Origin of the sequence: Microbacterium sp. HA-8 (genome assembly GCF_046111165.1) — a bacterium.
Lineage (GTDB): Bacteria > Actinomycetota > Actinomycetes > Actinomycetales > Microbacteriaceae > Microbacterium.
In genome coordinates this window covers 175,433-201,231 of sequence record NZ_CP162025.1, presented here as the reverse complement: position 1 = coordinate 201,231, position 25,799 = coordinate 175,433, and the positions used below count along the sequence as shown (strand labels likewise).

At 72.8% G+C, this 25,799-nt stretch carries 16 protein-coding genes and 1 pseudogene; 2 read left to right on the top strand and 15 right to left on the bottom strand.

All coding sequences use genetic code 11. The features are described 5' to 3' along the window. Positions 1-6: 6 nt before the first annotated feature. Positions 7-1,005 (bottom strand): prolyl aminopeptidase, encoded by a 999-nt coding sequence (gene pip / locus AB2L57_RS00905; RefSeq protein ID WP_409047859.1) that lies wholly within the window; start codon positions 1,003-1,005, stop codon positions 7-9. Next, entirely contained in the window at positions 1,002-1,877 is an 876-nt protein-coding gene (locus AB2L57_RS00900) for a neutral zinc metallopeptidase (protein ID WP_292810219.1), read from the bottom strand. The genes pip and AB2L57_RS00900 overlap by 4 nt, the downstream gene beginning before the upstream one ends. Before the next feature lie 125 nt (positions 1,878-2,002). On the opposite strand from AB2L57_RS00900, the gene AB2L57_RS00895 reads away from it, so the two are divergent. Both AB2L57_RS00895 and AB2L57_RS00890 read left to right on the top strand, forming a co-directional pair. After that, the gene (locus AB2L57_RS00895) at positions 2,003-3,670 is read left to right on the top strand and encodes a cation:proton antiporter (protein ID WP_409047858.1); all 1,668 of its coding nucleotides are present in this window, start codon (positions 2,003-2,005) and stop codon (positions 3,668-3,670) included. Between the two features lie 73 nt (positions 3,671-3,743). Continuing rightward, entirely contained in the window at positions 3,744-4,223 is a 480-nt protein-coding gene (locus AB2L57_RS00890) for a recombinase family protein (protein ID WP_409047857.1), read from the top strand. Positions 4,224-4,229: 6 nt separating this feature from the next. Here the strand turns inward: AB2L57_RS00890 and AB2L57_RS00885 are convergent, their stop codons facing one another. The 13 genes and pseudogenes from AB2L57_RS00885 to AB2L57_RS00825 all read right to left on the bottom strand — a co-directional run bounded on the left by AB2L57_RS00885 (position 4,230) and on the right by AB2L57_RS00825 (position 25,707). Next, positions 4,230-4,526, bottom strand: a complete 297-nt coding sequence (locus tag AB2L57_RS00885; protein ID WP_292810223.1) for a WXG100 family type VII secretion target — start codon at positions 4,524-4,526, stop codon at positions 4,230-4,232. A 113-nt stretch (positions 4,527-4,639) separates the two neighbouring features. Continuing rightward, the gene (locus AB2L57_RS00880) at positions 4,640-9,106 is read right to left on the bottom strand and encodes an FtsK/SpoIIIE domain-containing protein (RefSeq protein ID WP_409047856.1); all 4,467 of its coding nucleotides are present in this window, start codon (positions 9,104-9,106) and stop codon (positions 4,640-4,642) included. Beyond that, positions 9,103-9,900 (bottom strand): hypothetical protein, encoded by a 798-nt coding sequence (locus AB2L57_RS00875; protein ID WP_409047855.1) that lies wholly within the window; start codon positions 9,898-9,900, stop codon positions 9,103-9,105. Before AB2L57_RS00875 ends, AB2L57_RS00880 begins: the two co-directional genes overlap by 4 nt. Then, the gene (locus AB2L57_RS00870; protein ID WP_409047854.1) at positions 9,888-11,525 is read right to left on the bottom strand and encodes a serine/threonine-protein kinase; all 1,638 of its coding nucleotides are present in this window, start codon (positions 11,523-11,525) and stop codon (positions 9,888-9,890) included. The genes AB2L57_RS00875 and AB2L57_RS00870 overlap by 13 nt, the downstream gene beginning before the upstream one ends. Next, on the bottom strand, positions 11,522-12,751 hold the full coding sequence (locus AB2L57_RS00865; protein WP_409047853.1) for an FHA domain-containing protein: 1,230 nt from the start codon (positions 12,749-12,751) through the stop codon (positions 11,522-11,524). The genes AB2L57_RS00870 and AB2L57_RS00865 overlap by 4 nt, the downstream gene beginning before the upstream one ends. Continuing rightward, positions 12,748-13,599, bottom strand: coding sequence for a PP2C family protein-serine/threonine phosphatase (locus AB2L57_RS00860; protein ID WP_409047852.1), 852 nt, complete (start codon positions 13,597-13,599; stop codon positions 12,748-12,750). Before AB2L57_RS00860 ends, AB2L57_RS00865 begins: the two co-directional genes overlap by 4 nt. Then, complete coding sequence (locus tag AB2L57_RS00855; protein WP_409047851.1) at positions 13,596-14,807, bottom strand: RDD family protein; 1,212 nt, start codon at positions 14,805-14,807, stop codon at positions 13,596-13,598. Before AB2L57_RS00855 ends, AB2L57_RS00860 begins: the two co-directional genes overlap by 4 nt. Next, a complete protein-coding gene (locus AB2L57_RS00850; RefSeq protein ID WP_409048656.1) occupies positions 14,804-15,907 on the bottom strand; it encodes a transglutaminase-like domain-containing protein in 1,104 nt (367 codons plus the stop codon). Before AB2L57_RS00850 ends, AB2L57_RS00855 begins: the two co-directional genes overlap by 4 nt. 117 nt (positions 15,908-16,024) lie before the next feature. Next, a pseudogene (locus AB2L57_RS00845) lies at positions 16,025-17,242 on the bottom strand (transglutaminaseTgpA domain-containing protein); the annotation flags it as partial. Beyond that, a complete protein-coding gene (locus tag AB2L57_RS00840; protein ID WP_409047850.1) occupies positions 17,239-18,381 on the bottom strand; it encodes a DUF58 domain-containing protein in 1,143 nt (380 codons plus the stop codon). The pseudogene AB2L57_RS00845 and the gene AB2L57_RS00840, both read right to left, overlap by 4 nt. Further along, a complete protein-coding gene (locus AB2L57_RS00835; protein ID WP_409047849.1) occupies positions 18,366-18,629 on the bottom strand; it encodes a hypothetical protein in 264 nt (87 codons plus the stop codon). The genes AB2L57_RS00840 and AB2L57_RS00835 overlap by 16 nt, the downstream gene beginning before the upstream one ends. Then, positions 18,626-19,600, bottom strand: a complete 975-nt coding sequence (locus AB2L57_RS00830) for a MoxR family ATPase (protein ID WP_292810240.1) — start codon at positions 19,598-19,600, stop codon at positions 18,626-18,628. Before AB2L57_RS00830 ends, AB2L57_RS00835 begins: the two co-directional genes overlap by 4 nt. Before the next feature lie 47 nt (positions 19,601-19,647). Beyond that, a complete protein-coding gene (locus AB2L57_RS00825) occupies positions 19,648-25,707 on the bottom strand; it encodes an Ig-like domain-containing protein (RefSeq protein WP_409047848.1) in 6,060 nt (2,019 codons plus the stop codon). Positions 25,708-25,799: the final 92 nt, after the last annotated feature.

The window sequence follows — 25,799 nt, the reverse complement described above, 5'->3', positions numbered from 1 at the left end:
CCCGCGTCAGTGCGCCGCGAATCGGTCGGTCGCGGCGACGAGGGCGGCCTGGATGCCGGGCTCGGTGGCCGAATGACCCGCGTCGTCGACCATCACGAGGTCGGCCTCGGGCCACGCCCGGTGCAGATCCCACGCCGTCATCGGCGGCGTGCAGACGTCGTATCGGCCCTGCACGATGACGGCCGGTATGTCACGCAGCACCCCCGCGTCCGCGATGAGCTGCCCCTCCCGGAACCATCCGGCGTGCATGAAGTAGTGGTTCTCGATGCGCGCGAACGCCACGGCAGCGGCGGGATCCGTCATCGACGCCACGAGCTCCGGGTCGGGGCGAAGCGTCAGGGTCGAGGCCTCCCACGTCGTCCAGGCCATGCCCGCGGGGACGTGCACGGCCGGGTCGGGATCGCTCAGGCGCCGGTGGTACGCCTCGATCATGCGTGAGCGTTCGAGCACCGGAATCGGCGCGACGAACTTCTCCCAGAGATCGGGGAAGATCGCCTCGGCGCCGCCCTCGTAGAACCACTCCAGTTCGTGCCGACGCAGGGTGAAGATGCCGCGCAGCACGATCTCGGTGACGGCGTCAGGATGCGTTTGCGCGTAGGCGAGGGCGAGTGCGCTCCCCCAGGAGCCGCCGAAGACCTGCCACCTCTCGATACCGAGGTTCTTGCGCAGCAGCTCGATGTCGGCCACGAGGTGCCACGTCGTGTTGTGGCGCAGGTCGGCACCCGGGGCGCTCGCGTGCGGCGTGCTGCGGCCGCATCCACGCTGGTCGAAGAGCACGATCCGGTACCGCTCGGGGTCGAACAGCCGGCGCTGCCACGGCGAGGTCCCCGCTCCGGGTCCGCCGTGCAGGAAGACGACGGGCTTGCCGTCCGGGTTGCCCGACTGCTCCCAGTACAGTCGCTGGCCGTCGCCGACGAACAGCTCGCCGGTCTCGTAGGGCTCGATCGGGGGGTACAGCGCGCCGCCTGCCCCCTGCGACGCCGCGTCGCCGTTCTGCGTGCTCACAGCTGCTCTCCCGGGATCCCGAATGTCTCGCAGGCCTCGGGTCCGTCTCGATAGCCGGCGTCGAACCAGCGCTGTCGCTGAGAGCTCGAGCCGTGAGTCCAGCTCTCGGGATTGACGAACCCGCCCGACTCCTGCTGGATGTGGTCGTCGCCGACCGTGGCGGCGGCATCCAGCGCGTCCGCGAGCTGCGCGGCGGTGGGCGCCTGCAGGTAGGGGACGCCGCTCTCGTCCTCCTGCTCGGTCATCGCCCCGACCCACGAACCGGCCAGGCAGTCCGCCTGCAGTTCGATGCGCACGCCGTTGCTGTCGGGACCGGAGTCTCCCGTCGGATACGCCTCGAGGATGCCGGCGAGATTCTGCACGTGATGACCGTACTCGTGCGCGAGCACGTACAGCTGCGCGAGGCTGCCCGCACTCGCCTCGAACCTCTCCCGCAGAAGGGCGAAGAAGGTGGGGTCGATGTAGACGGTCTGCTCCGGCGGGCAGTAGAAGGGACCGGTCTGATTCGACGCCGTCCCACACGCGCTCGGAGTCTGACCGTCGACGATGACGAGCGCGGGCTCGACGTATCCCTCGAGCGTCTCGCCCCAGTACTGATCGATCGCGAGGGAGCCTGCGGCAAGGCGACAGGCGTCGTCCTCGTTCGCATCGGCCCCCGTCTCGCACTGCGCGATCTCGGACCCGCCGCCGGCGCCGGGCGCGGCATCCGTGCCTCCGCCGAGCAGACCCGAGAAATCGCCTCCGGTGAAGAGGTTGAGCAGCAGTACGGCGATCGCGCCGAGTCCGACCACGCCGCCACCGGCGATCGCCACGCCGCGGCCCCGGCGGCGGGCGCGATTGCCCCCGACCGAGGCCCCCTCATTGAACGTCACAGCCTCACGGTAGCGCGGCACCCGCGCGTTGAGCGGGATCTCCGGGGAGCGCCGGGCGCGCCGCGAGCACGGGTCGTCCCGCCGCACCGAGCCGCAGCAACTCACCCAATAGGCTCGGTCTCCTCATGGATCTGCTGCTCGTCCTCATCCTCGGCGTCGTCGCGATCGCGGTCGTGACCGCCCTCGCGCCCCGCGTGGGCGTGGTCACTCCGCTCGCGCTCGTGCTCATCGGCGTCGGGGTGAGCCTGCTGCCCTTCGTTCCGGATGTCCTGATCGACCCCGAGTGGATCCTCATGGGCGTCCTGCCCCCGCTGCTGTACTCGGCGGCGGTGTCGCTGCCGGCGATGGAGTTCCGCCGCGATTTCCGAGCCATCGGCGGGCTCTCGGTCGCCCTCGTCCTGCTGACATCGTTCGCGCTCGGCCTGTTCTTCGCGTGGGCGGTGCCCGGCCTGGGCATCGCGCTCGCCATCGCCCTGGGCGCGATCCTCAGCCCGACGGATGCTGTGGCCACATCGATCGTCAAGCGCCTGGGCATCTCACCCCGGGTCGTGACCGTGCTCGAGGGGGAGAGTCTTCTCAACGACGCGACCGCTCTCGTGCTGCTGAGCTCGGCGCTGGGCGCCGTGACGGGATCGTTCACGTTCAGCGAGGGTCTGCTGGATTTCGCCTGGGCGGTCTTCATCGCCGTCGCCGTCGGGCTCGTGATCGGCTGGATCAACCTGCGCGTGCGCTCCTGGATCCGGCACACGACGGCGGGTACGGCTCTCGGCTTCGTCGTCCCCTTCGCCGCCTACCTGCCCAGCGAGCACCTGGGCGGCTCGGGTCTGGTCGCCGCGGTGGTGGCGGGGATCGTGACGGGTCACGGCGCCGCGAGGTGGTTCACGCCCGAGCAGCGGCTGTCGGATCGCGTGAACTGGCGCACCATCGAACTCGTGCTCGAGGGAGCGGTCTTCCTCGTGATGGGACTGGAACTCTCCGCCATCCTCGACGAGAACCGGCAGAGCATGGGCGGATTCGCGCACGCCGCCTGGCTCGCCGCCGTCGCGGTGCTGATCGTCATCGCCGTCCGCTCCCTCTGGGTCGCGCCCCTGATCTGGCTGCAGTCGCGGCGTGCACGCGGGGTCGATCGCGGCCGCGTCGCGCTGCGCGGCCTCGAGGAGAAGCTCGCCCGCCGCCCCTGGCACCCGGCGCGACGGCGGGTCAGACGCGCCCTGGCCGACCTGGACTATTTCGAGTCCTCACCGCTGGGCTGGCGCCACGGCACGGTGATCGTCTGGGCGGGTATGCGCGGTGCCGTGACGCTCGCAGCGGCGCAGACCCTTCCGCGGGACACCCCTAGCCGGGCGCTGCTCGTGCTCGTCGCATTCCTCGTCGCGGCGGGCACCCTGCTGATCCAGGGCGGCACCCTCGCGTGGCTCGCGCGGCGGCTCGGCCTGTCCGGCGAAGGTGGCAGCGGGCCGACCCGAGCCGAGCTCGAGCGCCTGAACGTGGAACTGCACGCCGCCGCGGCATCCGCCATCGGCGATCCCGCGCTGCGCCGCGCGGACGGCAACACGTTCGACTCCGGGATGCGCGAGCGGGTGCTGAAGAAGTGGACCGAGCCGCGCGACGATGATCTGTCGGTCGCCGCGCGCGAGGCACTCGAGCTGCGCCTGATCGCGCTGCGGGCCATGCGGGTGCGCCTGGTCGACGTGCGCGGCGACGGCGCGTTCAGCTCGGTGGCCCTCCGGCACGCGCTCGACGAACTCGACGCTGAAGAGCTCAGCATCCAGCTGCGTCTTGATCGGGACTGAGCCCGGCGGGCGCCGTCGGGCACAATGGAGGGGCGTCGCGGAGTCTGCCGCCTGCGGCGCGAGGGAGGGCGAGATGAGCGACGACGCACAGACCGGCGGCGTGACCGTGCGAATGCCGGGCGCCGACGCGCCGCAGTCGAGTCCGATCACCCTCCCGCACGCCGCAGCCGCCTGCCCCAAGTGCTTCACCGAACTGCAGGCTGATCGCGACTGGTGGCTCGCCCGGCCCGCGGGAGCGAGGCTCGTCGGGCTCGTCGTCTCGCGGCCCGACATGCCCTCGGTCGCGCTTCAGCGCGACGATCTCACGCGGTTCGGCGTGCCGATCGAGGGATTCCGGCACCCGTCGCCCGAATCCCTCGAGGGGTGGTCCGACCGGCTCGGCCGCTTCTTCGACACTCTGCAGCCCGGCGATGTGCTCGTGGTCGCGACCGTGCATGCGCTGGGCCGCGACATCGACGAGGAGACCCGCGCGGTGGCCGAGCTGCACCGCCGCGGCATCGTGGTCAAGGTGCTGGGCCACGGCGGCCGGCACCTGTTCGACACCGGCCGCTGAGCCGCGCTACTGGCCGAGCTGGCTGGCGAGCTGCTCGTCGGTCGTGCGCAGAGCCTCGGCGGCCTTGTCGAGGAACGTGGCCATGCCGTCGATGCCCTGGACGGTCTTGGTGGCGCCGGTGCTGAACTCGGTGTACGAGGCGTCGAAGGCACCCGAGGCGCGGGTCGTGGTGAAGCCGTCCTGCACGAGCTGGGCGACCAGCTGGCGCAGCTGCTGCAGGTTGGCCTCGATCTCGGCCTGTCCCTGGCGAAGGCGGCCGGCGGCCTGGTGCATCTGGTCGTAGGTGACGTTCAAGTTCGACATGGGTAGCCCTTTCCTCCCCCGGGCGCCGCCCGGACGGACGGCACTTCTGACTCTTCGAGACTAACCGGCGGCCACGAAAGCGCCGATGGGGACAAATACCCAGACGCGCGGGCTCAGGACTCCGGTACGACGAGGGGCAGGTGCAGCCGCACGAGCTTTCCGCGCTGCGCGAGGATGCCGCGACCCACGGGGAACTCGCCCCGCTGCAGCCGCGGGAACGGCGCCTTCAGCACCACCTCGCCGTCGATCGTCTCGGGCTGGAGGATGATCCCCCGGCGCGCGGCCTTGAGCTCGCCGAACAGTCCGAAGTTCGAATTCCACGACCCGATCTCGCCCTCGACGACGAGCAGAACCTCGCCGCGTGCGGCGCGCTTGACGAGGTTCGACAGCGGCATCTCGATCAGCGAGTTGGCGAACTCGCCGATGCCCTCGATGGCGACGAGGGGCACCTCACCCGCATCGGCGCGCTCCTCGGCGTCGGCGAGCGCGGCCATCGCGCGGGACGCGTCGGGCGAGACCTGTCGCCACGGCACCGCCGAGACGGCGGGCGAGCGCGGATCGCCGATGAAGTACGTCGGCACTCCCGGTCGCGCCCGCACCACCTGCGCGGCTATCGCGGCGACGGCGTTGCTCCGGCCGCTGGCGGGTGGTCCGCTGACGATGAAGGTGCCCGACGGCTCGATCCCGAAAGGCCCGAGGTCGGTGTCGGCGAGGCCGATGACGACCTGATCGCCACGCGTCGCGGGCAGCTCGCCCGCCCCGTACAGCTGCGGCAGCGAGCGGATCGGCGGCGCCTGGGTGCGTCCGCGCCGGATCATGGATGCCGCCATCCGCTCGATCGCGGTCGCCTGCTCCTTCGTGCTGCGGGTGCCGCCGACCACGGCGATCTGCGCCTCGCGGTCGTCGATGATCGCGCGACCCGGCACGGCGTCGGAGGACAGGATGTCGCGCGGCACGCCCAGCAGCGAGTAGGCGTCGTCGTCGGTCATGCGCAGCACGACGCGCCGCTGGATCATCGCCTGCAGCGCCGAGGGCACGCTCTGCCCCCGGTCGGCGGTGAGGGCGACGTGGATGCCGAGGGCACGACCGTCGGAGAGCACCTGCTGCAGCGCGCGATAGGTGTCGGCGCGACCGGTGACGGCTTCGTAGGCGGTGCGGAACGCGGGAAATCCGTCGATCAGGACCAGCAGGCGCGGTTCGTCGGGCGCGTCCGCGAGCGCGCGGTACTCCGTGAGGCTGGACGCGCCGACGGCTGCATACGCATCGCCCCGCCGGTCGAGCTCGTGGCGCAGCATCCCGAACAGGCGCTCGACGCGCTCCGCGTCGTCGCCCGAGATGACGGCGCCCACGTGCGGCAGCGGCTCGAGCATGCGAAGACCGCCGGCGGCGGCGTCGATGCCGTACACGTGCACGGGACCGCCGCGCGGGGTGATCCCCGCCGAGATCGCGAGGGTGCGCAGCACGACGCTCTTGCCCGAGCCGCCCGTGCCGAAGACGGCGACGTGACCCTCGTCGTCCGGCAGGAACGCGACGGCGGTCTGCTCCTGCCGCTCGGGCAGATCGATCACGCCCATCACGAGGGCCGCGTCGGTGCGCTGGGGCAGGAGCGTCTGATCGAACGTGGGGGCGAGCTCGTCCAGCCAGGGCCGGCGGGGCGCCGCGAGCCCCGCCCCCTGCGCCGCCTGCACCATCCGTTCCACCAGCAGCTGCTGGTCGTTCGGGCCGAGGTCTTCGGCGTCCGCGGCGGATGACGGCGCCTCGGGCACCGGCCAGGCGGGCGCGTCGGAGAGCCCGAAGGGACGCAGCTCGACGACCGTGTCGTCGGACTCGTCGAGGCTCCACCCGCCGGTGTAGGCCGACTGGAACAGGGTGGTGCGACCCGGTCCCGTCTTGGCGATACCGCGCCCGGGCAGGCCCGGATCGAACAGCGCCGCGTCCGCCGAGCCGATGACATCGTCGCTGTCGGTCTCGTCGGCCATGCGCAGGGCGACCCGCAGATTGGTGTTGGCACGCAGGTTGTCTTTGATGACGCCGGCGGGACGCTGGGTCGCCATGATCAGGTGGATGCCGAGCGAACGGCCGCGCTGGGCGATGTCGACGACCCCGTCGACGAACTCGGGCACCTCTTTGGCGAGAGCCGCGAACTCGTCGATGACGAGCACGAGCGCCGGCGGCGCGTCGGGGTCGGCGGCCTTTTCGAGTTCGAGCAGATCCTTGGCCTTCTTGCGGTTGAACAGGCGCTCGCGATGGTGCAGCTCCGCTCGCAGGCTCACGAGCACGCGCCGCACGAGGTGGGGGTTGAGGTCGGTGACCAGACCCACGCTGTGCGGCAGGCGGATGCAGTCGGCGAACGCCGACCCGCCCTTGTAATCGACGAAGAGGAACGTCACGCGCTCGGGACTGTACTCGGCGGCCATCCCGAGCACCCACGCCTGCAGGAACTCGCTCTTGCCCGACCCGGTCGTGCCGCCGACGAGCGCGTGCGGGCCCTGCGCGCGCAGGTCGAGGTGCAGGGCGCCCTGGCCGGTCTGCCCCACGAGCGCGCGAAGCTTGGGCTGGTAGCCGCGCCCGCCGGGGGTGCGCCGGGCGGCGATGGAGTGGTTCTGGGTCCAGCGGTCGATCACGGCCTCGGCCTGCTCGGCGGCCTCTCGGCCGAGCAGGTGCACGAGGGAGACGGTGCGCGGCACGTCGGCCTCGTCGTGGGCGACGTCGGCGACATCGGTCAGGCGACCGAGCGCCCGGGCGACGACGGCGAAGCGGGCCGGATCGAGGCTGTCGACCGTCAGCGGGGCGACGCTCTCCCCGAGCCGGACGAAGTGGGCGGAGGGGTCGCCCCCCGCCGGCACGTGCAGCCACGTGCGGCACGCGGCGGGCAGATCGGCGGGGGCGGCGCCGATCCACACCGGCAGCACACCGCGGCCGGCAGCGCGCTCGCTCAACTGGATCAGCCGGCCGAGATCAGCCGGCGCATCGGGGGTGATCAGCACGACGATCGCCGGTGTCGGCACGCCCGCCCTCTGTCCGCGGGTCTCGCCAACGCTTGCGCCGGCGCGCGTGGCGGCGTCCTCCTCCTTCTGCGCCCCGAGCCGCTCTGCGGCTGCGGCGCTGCGCCCGCGCGCCTCGACGATCTCTTCGAGCTGGGCGAGCAGCCGTGCGCCGGTCGCCGGGTTGTCGGCGAGGCTCGCGGTGCCGAGCAGCTCCTGCGCCGCCCAGGTGTGCGGCATCCACTTGCTGTCGGCGAACTCGGGGGTCCACGAGGCGCCCAGAAATCCCGCGATGACGACGTCGGCGGGCGCGTGCAGCGCGCCGACCTGGGCGAGGAGGGCCCGGGCGGCCCCGGCCGCGCCCGCCGGCGAGCCGGCGATTCCGAGCGCGCCCGCGTCGGGGAGGGATTCGAGGATCGGCACGTCCGGCACGAAACGATGCGCCTCGACGACGGCGTCGAGACGCTCGAGGTACTCCGGAAAGGCGCGATCGCGCTGCGACGAATCCGCGACGGTGTTGCGCGAGGTCGCGGCACCCAGCCCGAGTCGCACGTGCAGAAAGGACCAGTGCTCGACACGCCGCGTCCAGACGAGGGGGCCGGCGGCGACCGCATCGGCGCAGACGGCATCGAGTTCGGGCACTTCGGCACGGCGGATGGATGCCTCCTCCCGGCGTTCGGCGTCGAGCCGGGAGGTCAGACGTTCGAGCTGCTGCTCGAATCGGGCCTTGTCATCACTCAGCTGCGCCTTCGCGTTCATGCGCGCGGTCAGCCACGTTCCGATCATGAGGATCGGGGAGAGCGCGACGAACACGAGGGAGATGGCACTGCCGGTGACGGCGAAGAGCGTCGCACCCATGAGCATCGGCGCGACGAGGGCCAGCCACGGGAACGGCTGCGGGCGAGGGGGCACGGGCAGGTCGGTACCGGCCAGCTCCTCGCCCAGGTAGCGGCGCTCGACGCGGGGGGAGCGCACGAACGGGATCTGCCGCGGAGCGATCGCGGCGGCCGTGTCGGGGTCGGCGACCGCGACACGGATCTCGACGACGCTGTCGCCGAGCACCGCGGTGATCCGGCCCTGCGTCGAGGCCAGGTGCGGCACGGCGGCTCCGTCGACGAGCACGCCGTTGGCGGAGTTCGCGTCGACGAGCTCGATGTGGTCGGGGCCGACTTCGAGCCGCGCGTGGCGCTTGGAGACGAGCGGATCATCGATCACGATGTCGCATGCCGCGTCGCGGCCGATCGAGAACGCCCCCCGGGTGAGGGGCCAGTTCGCCCCGGCCGCCGGTCCCTGCGTGATGCGCAGCTCGCCCACGGGGGATCGCTGTGCGTAGTCGGTGGGGACGACACGCAGCGCCGCGCCCGCCGCGATCTCCACGTGCGAAAGGGTCGTCTCGGGATCGAGCACACGGCCGGGTGCCTGGCCGATCGTGCTGAACACCTCGAGCGTCGCCTCCCCCGCCCCGTCGTGCGCGCGCTGGGGATCGGCGATGACGATCGTACGGGCGATGTCGCCGACGCGCGCGGTCGCGTCCGCCGTGATCGCGATGTCCTCCGCGTCGCCGCGGGGTCGCACGAGAGTGGCGCGCAGCTTCATTCGTTCTCCTCCTCGCCCGCGGGGGCGTGGTCGGTCGAGCCGGCGGGCGGCGCGTCCAGCAGGGCCAGGTCGTCGCGGGTCACGAGCCGCGCCGCGATCGCGTGCTCGACGAGCCGCGCCCGGCGATTGGTGGCGAACTGCCGCACGCCGCCGCGCATGCCGGGAACACCCAGGCGGTCGAGCTTGTCGCACACGTTGTCGAGCTTGCGGTTGAACCGGGTGAGCGTCCATCCCAGGCGCTCTGCGGCCTTGGCCGAGGTCGGCAGCTCGCTCATGCCGGTGCCGTCTCGGCGCAGAACCGGCTCGGCGAGCGCGACGATCAGCAGCTTCTGGCTCTCGGTGAGAGGGACCGCGCCGATCGTGCTGAGCCCCTCCTCCGCGGCGGGCCGGGGCACCTCGCGGAAGGCGGGCTCATCGGCGTGGACCGTCAGCTCGTACGTCGTGGGTCCCGCACTGAAGACCACCGTCGTCGCCCGGAAGACCAGCGGCAGCCGGGCCCCCGGCGCCAGCCACGCCTGCACACGCCCCTCCGAGTCGGTGACCGTCGCGCTCAGTCGCGAGCCGACGTTGGCCAGCCACCACAGGCCCGACACGTGCTCGACTCGCAGGAAGTGCCGATGCAGGAAGAGGTTGTCGTCGAGTTCGAGATCGCCCTCCCGCCCGACGGTGAACGTACGCCCGGGCTCGAGGCGGTGGTACTCGCCCGCGAACTCCAGCGTCGCCGCGGCGGGACGCCCCGCGGGATCCTCGGGCGGGACGGTCTCGATGGGGATGTCGGCGCTCACGGCGCGCATCCCGTCGCCGGTGTCTGCGACGCCTGACCGTCGGCGCGCCGCAGCAGCACCTCGATGCAGGTCGCTCCGGCATCCGCGGGCACCGTGACGGTGCTCTGGTCGGTCGAGGTCAGCGCCTCCTCCTGGCCGGGGGCATCGATCCGCCACAGGAAGAGGTCGCCGCTACGGGGATCGGGGTTGGTCCAGGTGAACACCACCCCCGCGTCGCTGACCCGACCGGTGAGATCCGTCGGCGTCGGCACCGCCGCGCCGACGACGTCGACGGGGGCCGCGGTCGGAGAAGCCGACGGCTCCGCCGCGTCCCCACCGGTGAGCAGGGATGCCGTCACGACACCGCCGACGATGACGAGGGCCGCCGCGACGCCGACCGCCACCCAGACGCCGCGCCGTCGCCGTACGACGGCGGGTGCGGCCGGCGGGGAGGCCGGTGACGGTGCCTGCGACGCGGCCGGGGCGACGGAGACCGGCCGGCGCAGGGTTGAGTCGGCCGCGGGATCAGCGGGCGCCGCGGACGCGTGCGAGGCGTCGGCGCGGAGCACCGTCTCGCCCGGGTCGTCCACGACGACCGGGGCGACGGCATCCGTCGTGGAGGAGGCGACGGGCGCGCCCGACAGGGGAGGGGCGGCGGGGGCGCCGAACGCCGAGGGACGGGTGGGCCCGGCGGCCGGCGAGGTCTGCGGGTCGATGCTGACGATTCCCCGCACGCGGGTGAGACCGTCGTCGTCGCCCGCCTCGTCGGGCGCCGCGGGGGCGTCATCGAGGATGTCGATGGGCGTGACCGAGTGCGCCAGCTCGATCTGCACCTTCTGCAGAGCACGGGCGAAGGCGACCGCGCTGTCGAAGCGGTCGCCGGGATTCTTGGCCATCGCCCGCTCGAGGACGCCGACGAGCGCGCGGGGCGCGTCGGGGCGCTCGAGCGGCGGCAGGGGCTGCGACACGATGCGCTCGATCAGGTCGGCGCCGGTGTTGCGGCGCCCCGGGGTCTCGAAGGGCGAGCGCCCCGCGAGCAGGCTGTACAGCGTCGCACCGAGCGCGTAGACATCGGAGCGCGGTCCGCTCTGCGGGGCGTCGGCGAACGACTCCGGCGGCGACCACGGGATCGACAGGCCCGCCGAGGCCCCCGCCCCCGTCGCATCCGACGAGGCGATGCCGAAGTCCGTCAGCGCCGGCCGGTTGTACTCGGTCACGAGGATGTTGGCGGGCTTGATGTCGCGGTGCAGCACGCCGGCACGGTGGGCGGTCTCGACCGCCGCCGCCACCTGGATGCCGGTGCGCAGCGCCTCGGCGACCGAGAAGGGCTCGGCCCGATAGCGCACCTGCAGGTTGGGCTTGGGGCAGTACTCCATCACGAGGTACGGCCGTCCGTCGCCCGCGACGCCCGCCTGGTGGATCGTCACGATCGCCGGGTGGGTCGAGAGCATCGCCATGACATTGGCCTCGGCGGTGAACTCCTCGGCCGAGCCGGTCGTCAGGCGATCGGGCAGCAGCACCTTGACGGCGACGCGGCGCCGGGGAAGCTGCTGCTCGTACAGGTAGACGTCGGCGAAGCCGCCCGAGCCCAGCAGCTCGAGATAGGTGAAGCCCGGCAGCTGCGGCGGCGGCGCGGGCGGGCGCTTCGTGCTCACGGCAGGTCCTCGAACGCGACCGTCACGCCGTCGCCGAGATCGAGCACGTCCCCCGTGACGACGACGGTGGGCTCACCGGGGTGCAGGCGGACGGGGTCCTGGGTTCCGCGCCGCAGCGTCGTGCCGTTCGTCGTGTGCAGATCGACCACCAGCACGCTCTCGCCCTCGGAGCGGATTTCGACATGGCTGCGGCTGATGTCCTGCTGCGGACTGTCGACCGCGATCAGCTCGGGAAGCTCGCTGCCCGACGCCCGGGTCGAGCGCGGGCGTCGCCCGATCACGACGGGTCGATCGAGGATGGCCATGCGTCCCGTCGAGAGCCGGATGCGGCCCCGGGGCACGGCACGCAGGGACATCGTCGGTGCCGTGGGCGGGGATGCCGGGGCCCCGGCCCCGCGGAGCTGTCGGGCCTGCTCGACCGAGATCGTGGCCCCGTCGTGGTCGCCCTGCGGCGCGGGCGGGACGACCGGCGCGACCGGCTCCTCCGCGTCGGTCTCCTCAGCCGAGACGGGACGCACGGCCGCGTCCTCGACCGAGCGGGCCACCGTGGCACCCCACAGGTGGTCGTACTCCGCGTCAGCGGGCACGGGTGCCGGCTGGGGTGCGGTGGCGGGCTCCGGCGCGGTGGCAGGCTCTGGAACGGCCTCGAGCTCGGGCTCCGGCGCGGAGGTCTGGAGCTCCTCGAGGGTCGCATCCAGCGGAACCGTCCAGGACGCCGCACCGTCCGCCGCGCCCGCCGTGCTCGGGGCTGCCGCGGGTGCCGGCGCGGCGACGTCGGCCTGCACCGCGATCCGCAGCTCCGAGAACAGCACCACGCCGTCTCGGATCGGCATCCGATCGGCCTCCGGCGCCGGCCCGTCCACTCCGCCCGCGCGCAGCACGACGGCCGAGGCGCGCGGGGCGAAGCGCTCGGTCCAGGTCGAGACCTCGGCGTTGCCCACGGTCTCCACTCCCGCCTCCGTCGTCAGATCGACATCGAGGTCGCCGCGCACGAGGATGCGCACCCCGTCGCCCTCGAACAGCACGATCCCGAAGGTCGGCAGGGTGACGAGGGTCGTGCCGAAGGCCTCGGCGAGCGCCCCGATGACTGCGCCGACACCCCCCGACGCCAGACGCTCGCCGATCGCCCGCACGACGGCCGTCGGCACGCCCGGTTCGAACACCGCCAGCCCGGCGGGCACCGCCACCGCCGGCCAGCGCCCCCCGGCATAGGTGATCTCGCTCATCGTGCTCCCTCCGATGCGGCCGCGCGCGGCCGGGTCTCCGTGTCGACGTCGGGACCGTCATCCGCCGGCTCCGGAGGCCGCGTGTCGTGATCGTCGCCCGCGTTGCGGGTCGAGACCTCCAGTGCATCGACGACGATCGCCGTGATGTTGTCGCGTCCGCCGCGCAGGATGGCCTCGTGCACGAGGCGGTTCGCGGCGAGCTGCGGGTCACGCACACCCGCCAGGATGTCGGCGATGCCCTGCGCATCCAGTTCGCCCGACAGACCGTCCGAGCAGACGAGCATGCGGTCGCCCGCCTCGGCGGGGATCAGCCAGAAGTCGGCTTCGCCCGTGCTGCCGGCGCCGATCGCGCGGGTGATGACGTTGCGACGACTGTCGGACGCGGCATCCCCCTCATCGAGTGCGCCGGAGTCCACGAGCTCCTGGACGACGGAGTGGTCGACGCTGATCTGCTCGAGCACTCCGTCGAAGAAACGGTAGGTGCGCGAATCGCCGACGTTGAGCGTCAGCCAGTACCCTTCGCCGTCGATGTCGGCGATCGCGACGCCGCTGAGCGTCGTGCCCGCCGCGCGCTCCCCCGCCCGCAGCGCATCGACGCGCACCCGCGCGCGTTCGAGCGCCTGCTGGAGATGGTCCACGGTCACACTGGTGCCCGGAAGCGCTGAGAACTCGTCGATGACGGCGGCGCTCGCGATGTCGCCGGCGTCGTGCCCGCCCATGCCGTCGGCGACCAGGAACAGGGGGGAACGCGCGAGGTGGGCGTCCTCGTTGATCCGGCGGCGCAGCCCCTCGTGGGTGGCGGCGCCGACCGCGACGCGGATCGGCGGGCCTTCGTCGCGGGGGCTCATGCGGGCACCTCGATGCTCAGTCGTCTATCGCCGAATTCGAGCACGTCGCCCGCGCGCACCGCCAGGCGCACCCCCGCCTCGGCTCGCTGCCGCTCGGTGGAGCGCACGAGCACCACGCCGTTGGTCGAGTGCCGGTCGAGGACGTAGGGGGTGCCGTCGTCGCCGGCCCCGATCTCGAAGTGCGTCTTCGACAGCGAGAGGGTCTCGTCGCGCACGGCGGCGGTCAGCGCCCCCGTCTCGGGCGCGGGATTGCGACCGAAGACCGTGCGTCCGTAGACCGCCTGGTGCGCACCGTCGTCCCAGACGAGGGTCACGAGCGCCCGCTCACCGGAGGCGATACGCGTGAGCGCGAGCTCATCGGTCGACGCGGCGTGAGTGGGGCGGGCGGTGGGCCCGTCCGGAGCCGGGGGCACGGGCGGCGCGACCGGCGCCGGGGCCGGCGGGGTCAGGGCCGGCGGAGTCGTCGGAGCCGGGGCCGGCGGAGTCGCCGCGGAATCCTGGGACGTGACGCCGGGGACGTGGGAGATCAGCCCTGTCGCCGGCACGGGCGGCACGGGGTACGCGGGTGCCGGGGGCGCGACCGATGCCGGCGCGACGGCAGCGGGCGGCACGGGCGGCGGGCCGACCGATGCGAACGGCGGAGGGAGCACGGGACCGGGAGGCAGGAACGACAGGGGCTCGCCGGAAGGCGCGTCGGTGCCCGCGCCCGCATGAGGCGCCAGCGCGGGCGCCGCGCCCTGCTCGGTCCCGGACTCGGCCGGAGATCCGGTGCGCGAGGGCGCAGCATCCATCATCACCGAACCTGCGGCCCGGTCATGCCAGCCCTGACGGCGGCCGCTGCGGTCGAAGAGGGGCGTGAAGTACCCGACCACGACGGCGCAGGCAAGGCCCCAGACGATGTTGCGCAGCAGGGCCCGGGCGAAGCCGATCGGACGGGCGGCGGCGTCCTGCCGCACGAGACGCAGTCCCCGCGCACGCTGTCCGAGGGAGCCGCGCCCACCCTGCATCGCGGTGTAGATCAGCAGCCATGCGAACCCGCCCGCCCACGCCGCCGCCACCACGACCAGCGGCGAGGTCTGCGCGGTCAGCCACACGATCGCGGCGACGCCGGTCACGACCGACGTCACCACACCCGCGATGACCGCATCGATCGCGTAGGCGCCCGCGCGGCGGGCGAGCGAGGGCGTGGAATCGGCGGATGTCGTCATCGAGGGTCCTCTTCGGCTCGGGCTGCGTCGTGCCCGGTGTCGGCGGCGGCGGGGCGGGCGCCGCGACGTGCGGGAGCCGTGTCACGGGCGTCGCGGGCGATCTGCGTCGCCCGCTGGGCGATGCTCGCGCGCACCTCGCCGAGGCGCGCGCGAATCAGGAGGGAGCGCAGACTCACACGCGCGCGCAGCCGAGCCCAGCGCCCGAGCCCGGCGTCCGACCCCGCCAGCACGGCGTCGATCTCGCGCCAGAAGTCATCCACCCGCTCCGGGGAGGGCTCGCCGGGGCCGAACACCTCGGCGTCCGCCCGCGCGGCGAGTGCGGTGACGGCGGGCTGACCGAGACTCGACCCCACGACCGGAGCGCTCTCGGCACGGGTCGCACCCGCCGCAAGCGGCGCGCGCAGGTCGACGGCCCGGTCGACCAGCTCGTCCCAGCCTCCGCTGATGCGGTCGGCGACGGCGGGGGCGGCGCGGCGACGCCGGCGGCGGGCGGCCTTGAGCAGGAGGATCGCGATGAACGGCGCGAGCAGCACGGCCAACACCGCGAGGACACCGCCCGCGATCAGCAGCACGGTGACGATCCACCCGGCGCCCGCCTCCTGATCCTCCTCGGACTCGCGATCGTCGGCGACCGTGGGCGGCAGCTCGACCGGCTCCTGCGGCGGCGGCGGGGGCTGCAGCACCTGCGGCCGGGGATCGGCCTTGGGTTTGGTGGTCTGGTCGTTGGGCACCTGGTCCTCGGGCGGGGTCGGGTCGAACGGCAGCCAGCCGTAGCCCTCGAAGGCGACCTCCACCCAGGCGTGCAGGTCCGCACCCGTCGCCGTGAAGACCTGCCCCGCCGGATCCTCCTCGTCGGCGTGGAAGCCCATCACGACACGGGCGGGGATGCCGAGCTCGGCCGCGATGAGCGACATCGCGACCGCGTACTGCTCGTCATCACCGATCATCTGGTCCGAGCCGAGCAGAGTCGTCACGCGCGCGGCGCCGTGGCCGGCGGGCGAGAGCGCCTCGCCCTCGAGTCCGTGGCTGAAGAAGCCGTCCTGCGCCAGCCAGCTCTCGAGCGCCCGCACGCGCTCGATCGGGGTGACCGCCTCGGCCATCGCGTCGGTCGCCGCCTCGGCGAGTCCCTCCGGCGCCTCACGCTGCTCCGGCATGCGGACGGGAGCGAACCCGACGTCGGCGAGCGCCTCATCGCTCGGCGACGCCGCGAGCACCGTCGTCATCGTGTAGGCATCGCCCTGGGCCAGTCCCGCGGTGACCACGGCGGTGCCCGTCGCGTCGTTGTAGTGCGCCGCGCGGCGCAGGTCATCGGCGCGTTCGCCGTCGAAGCGCACCTCGGTCACCGCCCCCGCGTCGGGCAGCCACACGCCGTCGAGCTCGTCGATCTCGAAGCGGAGGGTCATCGTCTGGCCCTCGGCATCCGGCGACATGTTCTCGCGAACGGGAGTGAACGCGCTCGACGATCCGGCGCCCTCGTCGGAGACGTTGTAGACCATGCCGTTGTAGGCGTCCATCACCGCCAGGCGCACACGAGCGTCGTCGGGCAGCCCCGTCACCGTGAAGAGCGTCTCGTCGGCGCTGTCGCGGACGTATCCGCGGAACGACTGGAGCGGGCTGGGGTACTGACGGATGTCGAAGGGTGGGATCACGACGTCGCGCAGCACGTAGCGGGGGCCGGCGGGGGCGGCGATCGCCGCGGTGGCGACGCCTGCGGCGGCCGCGACGCCGAGGATCGCCGCGCCGGCGACGAGCCGGCGGATCCCCTGTCCGGGCACGGGCAGCGCGTCGGGTGCGCCCACCTCGACGACGGTGCGGGCAGGATCCCACGCCTGGCGCAGCGCGAGCCACGCGACGGCGACGACCGCGAACACGATGCCCTGGACCACCGGGAGCGCGGGCTGCGACATACCGAGGGCGATCTCGACGCCGAGGAAGGCGAGGGCGGGAACCAGCGCCCAGGCCGGCGGGCGCACGCGCAGCGCGAGGCCGGCGGTCAGCACGGAGGCGACCAGCGCGAGCAGGAACGGCACGATGAGGTGGCCGTCTCCGGATGCCACGGGGGCGACGGTGGTGAGCAGCTGCTTCCAGCTCGTGACGATGCCCACCGCGAGCTGGCGCCACGTCTCGATCGTCGGAACGACACCCGCGAGCGTCGTGAGCGGCAGCGCCAGCGCCCCGCCGAGGACGAAGTACAGGGCCGCCGTCGCCGCCGTGAGGGTGAGGACGCCCCAACGCAGCCGTGCGCCGAGGACGGCGAGACCCATGCCCGCGGCGAGTCCCCCGAACCCGGCGACGGCGAAGCCCGGGCCGGCGAAGGTGGGCGCGAACCCGATCACCGGCACCGCCAGCAGCAGCGCGACCGCGACGACGTCGACGAGTGTGCGCCGCCGCGCGGCGGCACGCGGGAGATCGGCCCGGGGGGCGGCGGCGCTCATCCGAGCACCTTGCGAAGCGACGCGGGCAGGTCATCGAGCGCGCCGACGGTCACGACATCGGCATCCCCGATGCGGCGCAGGCCCGGCCGGGCACCGGACTCGGCGATGACTGCGACGACGCGCACTTCGCGCGGCAGCCGGGCGCACGCTGCACGCAGCTGCGCCGCGGGCACACCGGAGCCGCACACCAGCACCGCCACGCTCGCGGTCGATGCCCCCGCAGCGATCACGCCCGCCAGCTCCACGAGGCCGCCCGTGCGGGTGCGACCCTGCTCGAGCCCCGCGAGGGCGTCGAGGAATCGTCGTCCCGAGGCCGCGGGCAGCGCGCGACCCTGCACCCACGCATCGAGGCGGCGGCTGTCGCTGAACGCCCGGAGGCCGACGGAGCCCGCCACCGAGATCGCGAGCTCGAATTCGTCGGCGTCCCGGTAGTCCCCCGCACGCACCGACAGGCCGACCACGAAGTGCGACCGTCGCGTCTCCTCGTACTGGCGCACCATGAGGGTGCCCGTACGAGCGCTGGAGCGCCAGTGCACATGACGGCGGTCATCGCCCGGCTGGTACTCGCGCAGGGCGTGGAAGGACACGTCGTCCGGTGAGAGGTCGCTGGCGGGCAATCCCTCGAGGTCGCGCAGGTGCCCGAGCGAGAGACCGTCGAGCCCCGTGGTGCGCGGGTGCACGTAGAGCTGCACCGCCCGTTCGCGGTTGTGCACGCGCTCGAAGAGGCCGAGCGGGTCGCCGCGGAGCACGCTCACCGGACCCACCGCCAGCACACCGCGCGCGGTCGTGGGGATGGTGAAGAGCTCCTCGCGCGACTCGCCCGCCGATAGGCGCGGCACATCGAACGTGCCCCGACCCGAGCCGACGGGCAGCACGACGCGGGAGGGCAGAATCGCCCGGTCACCGCCGTTCGTGAGGGTGAGGGCGCCCACCGCGCGTTCGCCGACCACCACCCGCGTGCGTGTGAGATCGAGGGCGACGTCGTACGTCGTGCGGCCGATCAGGAACAGCGCGCAGACCGCGAGCGCCGTCGTGATGACGACGGCCGCGACGACGAGCTCCGCCCAGCCGAGCATCGATCCGGCGAGCGCGCACACGATCACGGTCGCGATCAGCACCCACGTCACGGAACGGGCCACGACAGCACCCCCGCCACTCGACGGAGCGCATACGCCGCGACGGGAACCGCGCTCTCGCGCCAGGACGACTCGCGCGCGGGTGTCGCGGCGACGGGCGTGGCCGCCGGCGCGGAGACCCCGGCATCCGCCCGCTCCCCTGTGCCGGACCCCCGCACGTCGGCCGCGCGCGGGACCGCGACGGCTGAGGGATCGGCGGCGCGAGCCGCGCGGGCCTCTGCGCGCGTCGTGACGGGGGAGGGTGACATCATGCCGCGGACGACCTCGCCAGCGGTGCCTCGACGTCGGCGAGCGCGCGGGTGACGACGCTCTCGGCGGTGGTTCCGGCGAACTCCGCCTCGGGATCGAGCACGATCCGGTGCGTCCAGACCGGCGCGGCGAGCGCCTTGATGTCGTCGGGCACGACGTAGTGGCGCCCCTGCGACGCCGCGCGCACCTTCGCCACGCGCACCATCGCGAGCGAGCCGCGCACCGAGACCCCCAGCCGGGTGGCGGCGTCGGTGCGCGTGGCCTCGGCCAGCTGCGCCGTGTAACGCAGCACGACGGGATCGACGTGCACGGATGCTGCCAGATCGGCCATGTCGGCGACGGCGCCGGTCGTGATGATCGCGGTGAGGTGCGCCGACGGATTGCGCTCGGCGGCGCCCGCCAGGATCCGCTCGGCCACGGCGAGGTCGGGGTAGCCGATCGAGGTCTTGAGCAGGAAGCGGTCGAGCTGCGCCTCGGGAAGCTTGTACGTGCCCGCCTGCTCGATCGGGTTCTGCGTTGCGATGACGAGGAAGGGCCGGCCGACCTCGTGCGCGGTCCCGTCGACCGTGACACGCGACTCCTCCATGACCTCGAGCAGCGCCGACTGGGTCTTGGGTGAGGCGCGGTTGATCTCGTCGGCGAGCACGATGGAGGCGAAGATCGGGCCGCGGTGGAACTCGAAGCGACGCGAGTCCTGGTCGTAGATCGTCACACCGGTGACGTCGGAGGGCAGCAGGTCCGGCGTGAACTGGATGCGGTTGGAGGTGCCCTGCACGGTGGCCGCGAGCGCCTTCGCGAGGCTCGTCTTGCCGGTGCCGGGGGCGTCCTCGAGGAGCACGTGCCCCTCGGCGAGCATCGCCTGCAGAACCAGGGCGACGATCTCGCGCTTTCCCATCAGCGCGCGATCGACGTTGTCGACCAGTCTGGTGAAGGTGCCCTCGAACCAGGCGGCCTGCTCGGCGGTCATGCTCATCGTGTGTCGTCCTTCTTCTCGTGCGTCTGGGGAGCTCGCGCCATCGGTCACCACGTCACCCTCTCGGAGTCGCCCCAGCCGACGATCTCGACGTAGACGCGGGCCCCCGGCCAGCCGTAGTAGCAGCCGGGCTCGACCGACCCGTTGGCGGGGATGTTGATCGTGTAGCCGCCGCCCCAGCGCGCGTCGCCGTCGGCGCTGCACCAGATGCGGTAGTTGCCCGCGGGGAAGTTCTCGACGTTCAGGCGCACCTGCGCGCAGCTGGCGGTGTTGCAGTTGCCGTTGTTGACGGCCGAGCCACGCGACGCCCACGCCCGCGGCTGCGGCGGGTCGGACGTGCGCGCCTGCGCGGAGTTGGTGTTCGTCTGGCCGGCGGCATCGGTGGCCCGCACCTCGATGCGGTGCGTCTCGGCGTGGCCGTACCCGCGCGTGGTCGCGTCGTTGAGCGAGACCTGCTGCCAGCCTCCGCCGTCGATGCGGATCTCCATGCGGGTGATCGCGCGTCCGTTCTCGGCAGGCGCCGTCCACCGGTAGGTGATGTTCGTGCCGTTCGCGTTCGCCGAGACCCCGGGCTGGCGCACGGGACCGTAGGGCTGCACCGTATTGGATGCCGCCGACGCGGCGCCGTCGTAGCGCACACCGTCCAGCGCGGTATAGGCCCGCACCCGCACCGAGTAGGAACCGCCGTTGCCGACGCCGCTCGTGATCGTCGTGCCGTCCCAGTCGGCGCGCCACGGCCCGTTGTTCACGGAGTACTCGTAGCGCAGCTCCCCCGCGTTGGCGCCGTTGCCGTCGGCGGCGCCGTAGGTGACCGACACGCGGTTGTCCCCCTCGGTCGCCCGCACATTGGTCGGCGCGTCGGGCGCCACGAAGGCACGACGCGGCGCCGAGGGCGCACTCGTCGCGCCCCAGCCGGCCTTGTTCTCTGCCGCGACGGTGAAGGTGTAGTCGCTCGTCGAGGCGTCGAGGGCCAGCGCCTGCGAGGTCTGGCCGGCGGGCACGCCGATCGTGCGGCTCCCGCCGCCCCCCTGCACGGTCAGCCGATATCCGGAGATCTGATCGCCGTTGTTGGCGGGCGGGGTCCAGCTCACCCGCATCTGCGCCTGCGAGCCGACGGGCTCGAGGCGCTCGGTCGTCGGGGCGGCGGGGGCCTCGGGCGCTCGGGCCGGCACCATGCCGGCCGACCAGGCGCTCCACGTCGAGGGCTCGGGGGCGCGGTTGTGGGCGCGCACGCGCACCTGGTAGTTCACGCCGTTCTCGAGCCCCTCCCAGGTGAGCGACGTGCCCGAGACATCGGTCTTCTGCGCCGCACCGGAGGGCGGTGCGGGCGAGATCTCGAGCGAGAAGGACTCGACCGGCGAGCCGGGCGTGGGGGGCGTCGTCCACGCCACCTGCAGGCTGCGGTCGCCGAAGTCCAGGGTCGGGGGCTGCGGGGTGTCGGGGCGCGCGTCGGGACGAGCCGTCTGCGAGGCCGGCGACGGGTCGGACTCGCCCACCCGGTTTGTCGCGGTGACCACGAAGTTGTACTCGACGTTGTTGGTCAGCCCGCCGAGTGTGCACGTCGTCGATGCGCACTCGGTGGTGTAGCCGCCCGAGGTCGCGGCCACGGTGTAGCCGGTGATGGGCGCGCCGTTGTCGGTCGGCGGCGTCCAGGCCAGCACCACCGTGCGATCCTGCACGCTCGAGACGGTGGGGGTTCCGGGCGTGCCCGGGCGTCCCTGCACCGTGATGCGGATGCGGCCCTCGACCTCGCGGTCGGCGTCGGCGGTCGCGTCCTGCACGCGGTAGCGCACGACGAGCGTGCCGACGAAGCTGTCACCGGGGGTGACCCGCACCTGGTCGCCCGCGACCTCGGCGACGCCCACGCCCGTCTCGGCGGATGCGGCCACGACGACGAGCGGCGTCTCGGGGAAGGGGTTGAAGTCGTTGTCGAGCACCGGGACGGTGATGCTCTCGCCCTGGTCCGCCTCCGTGATCACGTCGTCGTTGGCCGTCGGCACGGGGCGCGTGGAAGCGCTCACGCGCACCTGGACGGTGCCCTCGACGGGTTCGGTGGTGCCATCGTCCACGCGCACGCGCAGATCGATCGTGGTGCCCTTCTGCACGTCGGAGTCCGCCGCGACGTTCAGCGCCGAGCCGTCCATCGACGCGGTGAACCCGTTCGGCGCGCCGCCGACGAGCGTGTACCCCATGCCGTCGAGGTCACCCGGATCGGGGTCGGTGACCAGGGCGGAGAGGTCGAGGGATGCCGGATCCTCGCCGGGTGCGACATCCATCTGCGCTCCGGCGAAGGCCGGCTGCTGGTTCGCGGGCGGCAGCACCGTGACGGGCAGGGTGAGCGTCGCCTTGCGCCCCTCGGGGTCGTCGGGTCCTCGGCCGTCGGTGACTTCGAACACGATCGCGTCCTGACCGAAGTAGCCCTGGCGCGAGGTGTAGACGAGCGTGGACTGATCCTGCACGAGCGAGGCGCCGTCGTGGTGGGCGGCGGTGACCTTGCCGGCCTCGGTGATCACGACCGCGCGACCACCCGCGGCGCGCACGTGCTCGGCGAGGGGGATCTGGATCGTCTCGCCGCTTCGCACCTCGACACCGCTCGACGATGAAAGGCTCGGCACGAGCGCCGAGAGCGCGGGGACGTGGATGAACGCCGACGCGCTCTGGCCGTCACGATCGGTGATCGTGTACGTCAGCAGCTGGGCGCTCTCACCGAGCACCACGCGCACCGTGCCGTCGGCGCGTACCTGAGCCCCGTCCGCGACCGAGACCTCGAGGTCGGCCACCGTGCCGTCGGGGTCCTCGTCGTTGCCGAGCACCTCGACATCGACCGTGCCCTCGTCGGTCACGTCCTCGGCGCGTACCCGATCATCCCGTGCGATCGGCCGCTGCAGGGGCACATCCTCGGCCACCGTGATCTGCAGCACCGCCATGGCGCGCGCTCCGCGCGCATCCTCGATCGTGTACTGCAGCGAGGTCTCGACGGGCGAGGGCGGCGCGGTCACGACGACGCGGCCGTTCGAGACCTCGGCGTCCAGCCCCGGCACATCGGGCAGCACGAGCCCGCCACGCACGAGGGAGATCTCATCGCCATCAGGATCGGAGTCGTTCTGGAGAACCGGGACGGCGACCTGCCGGTCCGGGCGCATGATGACGGCATCCTTCAGGGCATACGGCGCCTGGTTGGCCGACTCGGGCGGGGCGATGCCCACGCGCACGGGAGCCGTGCCCTCCTTGCCGAGGCGATCGCGCACCCGGTAGGTGAAGGTGTCGACGCCGACGGAGTCCTCGAACGCCTCGTAGACGAAGAAGTTGGCGCCCGTCTCGACGATGCGCCCCTTGCCGGGTGCGGAGGCCAGCCCCACGAGCTCGACCGAGTCGCCGTCTTCGTCGATGCCGTCCAGCGGCACCGCGATGCGCACCTCCGACCCGCTCAGGGTGCGGGCCTCGATGTCACGGGGCCGCGGCGCGGCGTTGGTCTCGGCGTTGACCGGGAGAACCTGGATCGTGACGTAGCCGGCATCCCGCTGCCCCGTCGAGTCGACGGCCTCGTAGGTCGCATAGACCGTGCCCGGCTCGTTGCTCGCGCGGAATCGCAGGGTGTCCTCCGAGACGAAGATCTCGCCGTCGGCGGCATCGGGCAGGGGCGCCACGAGGTCGGGCGCGACGTGGATCTCGTCGCCGTTGGGGTGATAGTCGTTCTCGAGCACGGGGATCGTGACGATGTCGCCGGCGCGCACGACCACTTGGTCGTCGTTCGCGACCGGCGGGCGCAGCGTCGGCGGGGCCGGAACCGGGATCACGACCACTTCGCCCTCGGCCGTCTGCGTGCCGTTGGAGATGCGGTACCGCACACTGACCTGCCGGTCGAGCGCGGACTGGTCGCTGATGCGCAGCGTCTCGTGGCCGAGCACCGCGACCGAGACGCCGGTGCCGGGATCGACGGTGACCGACTGCACGACGAGGATGCCGCCCGCCGGGTCGGTGTCGTTGCTGAGCACGTTCACCAGCACCTCGCCGCCGCGGGGCAGGAGCGCGACGTCGCGCACCGCGACCGGGGGCACCTCGATGTCGCCGTCGGCCAGGACGTCGACGCGCACGAGCCCCGGCACGGAGTTCGCCCCCGCCGAGACCAAGTACTGCACGTAGGAGGTGCCGGGCTGAGCCGAGGTGAAGGAGAAGGTGCGATCGGCGAAGTCCGGCACGATGGTTGCGCCCTCGACCTCGTCGACGCGGGTCAGGCGCAGGGGCTCACGACCGGAGCTGGTGTCGTTCGTTAGCGGGGCGACGGTGACCGTCTGCCCGGCCCGCACGACGACGTGGTCGGCGTTGGTGACGGGCGTCGTCGATCCGAGCGGTCGCACATCCAGGCGCAGCACACCGGCGGCGTCCTCGGTGCCGTCCGACACGACGATCGGCACGTCGACGCGACCCTGCACGCCCCCGATCGCGCGGTAGGTGATCTGACCGTCCGACGTGAAGTCGGCCTCGTCGCCGGGGGCCGGGGTGACCTGCTTGAGGAAGACGTCGTCGCCGTCGGGGTCGATCCAGTCGGGCAGCACGTTGTACGACACGACGCCGCCCGATTCGACGGTGACCGCCGTGACGCGCTTCTGCACCGGCGCGGCGTTGACGTCCCAATCGTGCACGGTGAGGGTGACCGCGGCCTCCGCCTCGCCTCCTCGGCCGTCCTCGGCGCCGTAGCGGAACGTCTCCAACCCCGTCGCCCCCTCGGGGACGGCGATCTGCAGCGCACCGCCGTTGTGGATCTGCTGGATCACGCCCATGGACGGCCCGCCGTCGATGGGCGAGGCCACGAGCACGTCACCGTCGGCGTCGCTGTCGTTGTCGAGCACCGGAAGCACGGTCGTGCGCCCCGGACGCACCCCGAAGTCGTCGTCGACCGCGATCGGCGGCGTGTTCTGCTCCGTGCGCTCGGGAAGGGTCGTCTCGACCGTCTCCTCCGTGGTCTGCTCGTCCTCCTCCTCGCTCTCGGACTCGGGCGGGGTGACGTCGTTCCAGTTGTCGACGCGCTGCATCGAATCGCTCGCCATCCATGCCGCGCCCCCGACGACGTCGTTGAGCACGACGACGTCGCGATTGACGCGGAACTGCAGCACCGACGTCTCATCCGCTCCCTCGATGCCCGTCTCGAGATCGTCGAGCTCTCCCGGGCAGTCGCGGATGAAGCGCGCCGACCCCGACCACGCGGCATAGGTGCACCCGCCCAGGAACACCGGCGCCGCGGGCGTGCCCTGCGCCCCGCTCGAGCGGCGCACCGGCTCCGAGCCGTCGGTCGGCACCTGCACGAGGTGCGACACCGTCGACAGCGTCACCGCATCTGAGGCCGCGGAGGGCTGCTGCAGCACGGCGGCGTCGGCGTCCTCGACGTCGACCCGCGTGCCATCGCTACCCGAGAGCAACCCGGTCTCCGGGTCGAGCACGTATGCCCGGTCGCCGACCGCGGTGATCGAGGCGGCGGTGGATGCTGCCTCCAAGCCCTCGACGGCGTGCCGCACGGGCTCGGCCATCTCCCCGCCCTCGGCGGGCGCGATGCTCACGATCTCGCCGTCCCGCGGCGAGAAGGCGTGCACGACGCCGTCGACCCCGACGACCGCTCGCGCACCCTCGCCGAGTTCGACGAGGGGTTCGACGCCCTGCGGCTGGAACCCGCCCACGGCGTCGGCGGGCATCGCCCAGAGCGCACCCGACGCGGGATCGACGACCGCGACGGTCTCACCGCCGAGCGCGACGCCGCCCCCGGCGGGCAGTTCGCTGCCCTCGTCGAGCACGACACGCGCCGGGTCGACCGTGCTGAGGGTCGACCCGGCCGCGTCGACGACGAGCACCGTGGTGCCCGATTGGAGGATGTCGTAGTCGTCGCTGGTCGTGCGCAGGCCGCCGTCGAGGACGCGCGATTCGTGGTTGAAGTGACCGACGAGCAGGCTCGAGGACTTGGTGATCCACACGCCGCCGTCGTGCAGGTCGACCTCGGTGGTGGGAAGCCCCTCGTACACGAAGGCGAGCGTCGTGATCACCACCGCTGACGCGGTGACCACGCTCGCCCCGGCGAGCGCCTTACGGCGCGCACGAATCCACGCAAAGGATTTCATGCGAAAGTTCGACCTCCCCCCGGGGCGCGCTCTCGTGTTCTCAAAGCTCTCGGCACCGGCGGGCGGCGCCACCCGCATCCGCGCGAGCACGG

Excerpts from the sequence above, each read along its gene's own strand:
- AB2L57_RS00830 (WP_292810240.1), bottom strand. The coding sequence starts at position 19,600 with ATGAGCATGACCGCCGAGCAGGCCGCCTGGTTCGAGGGCACCTTCACC.
- AB2L57_RS00875 (WP_409047855.1), bottom strand. The coding sequence starts at position 9,900 with ATGCGCGCCGTGAGCGCCGACATCCCCATCGAGACCGTCCCGCCCGAG.
- AB2L57_RS00895 (WP_409047858.1), top strand. The coding sequence starts at position 2,003 with ATGGATCTGCTGCTCGTCCTCATCCTCGGCGTCGTCGCGATCGCGGTC.
- AB2L57_RS00850 (WP_409048656.1), bottom strand. The coding sequence starts at position 15,907 with ATGGCCGAGGCGGTCACCCCGATCGAGCGCGTGCGGGCGCTCGAGAGC.
- AB2L57_RS00855 (WP_409047851.1), bottom strand. The coding sequence starts at position 14,807 with ATGACGACATCCGCCGATTCCACGCCCTCGCTCGCCCGCCGCGCGGGC.
- AB2L57_RS00860 (WP_409047852.1), bottom strand. The coding sequence starts at position 13,599 with ATGAGCCCCCGCGACGAAGGCCCGCCGATCCGCGTCGCGGTCGGCGCC.
- AB2L57_RS00825 (WP_409047848.1), bottom strand. The coding sequence starts at position 25,707 with ATGAAATCCTTTGCGTGGATTCGTGCGCGCCGTAAGGCGCTCGCCGGG.
- AB2L57_RS00890 (WP_409047857.1), top strand. The coding sequence starts at position 3,744 with ATGAGCGACGACGCACAGACCGGCGGCGTGACCGTGCGAATGCCGGGC.
- AB2L57_RS00865 (WP_409047853.1), bottom strand. The coding sequence starts at position 12,751 with ATGAGCGAGATCACCTATGCCGGGGGGCGCTGGCCGGCGGTGGCGGTG.
- AB2L57_RS00835 (WP_409047849.1), bottom strand. The coding sequence starts at position 18,629 with ATGATGTCACCCTCCCCCGTCACGACGCGCGCAGAGGCCCGCGCGGCT.
- AB2L57_RS00885 (WP_292810223.1), bottom strand. The coding sequence starts at position 4,526 with ATGTCGAACTTGAACGTCACCTACGACCAGATGCACCAGGCCGCCGGC.
- AB2L57_RS00880 (WP_409047856.1), bottom strand. The coding sequence starts at position 9,106 with ATGAAGCTGCGCGCCACTCTCGTGCGACCCCGCGGCGACGCGGAGGAC.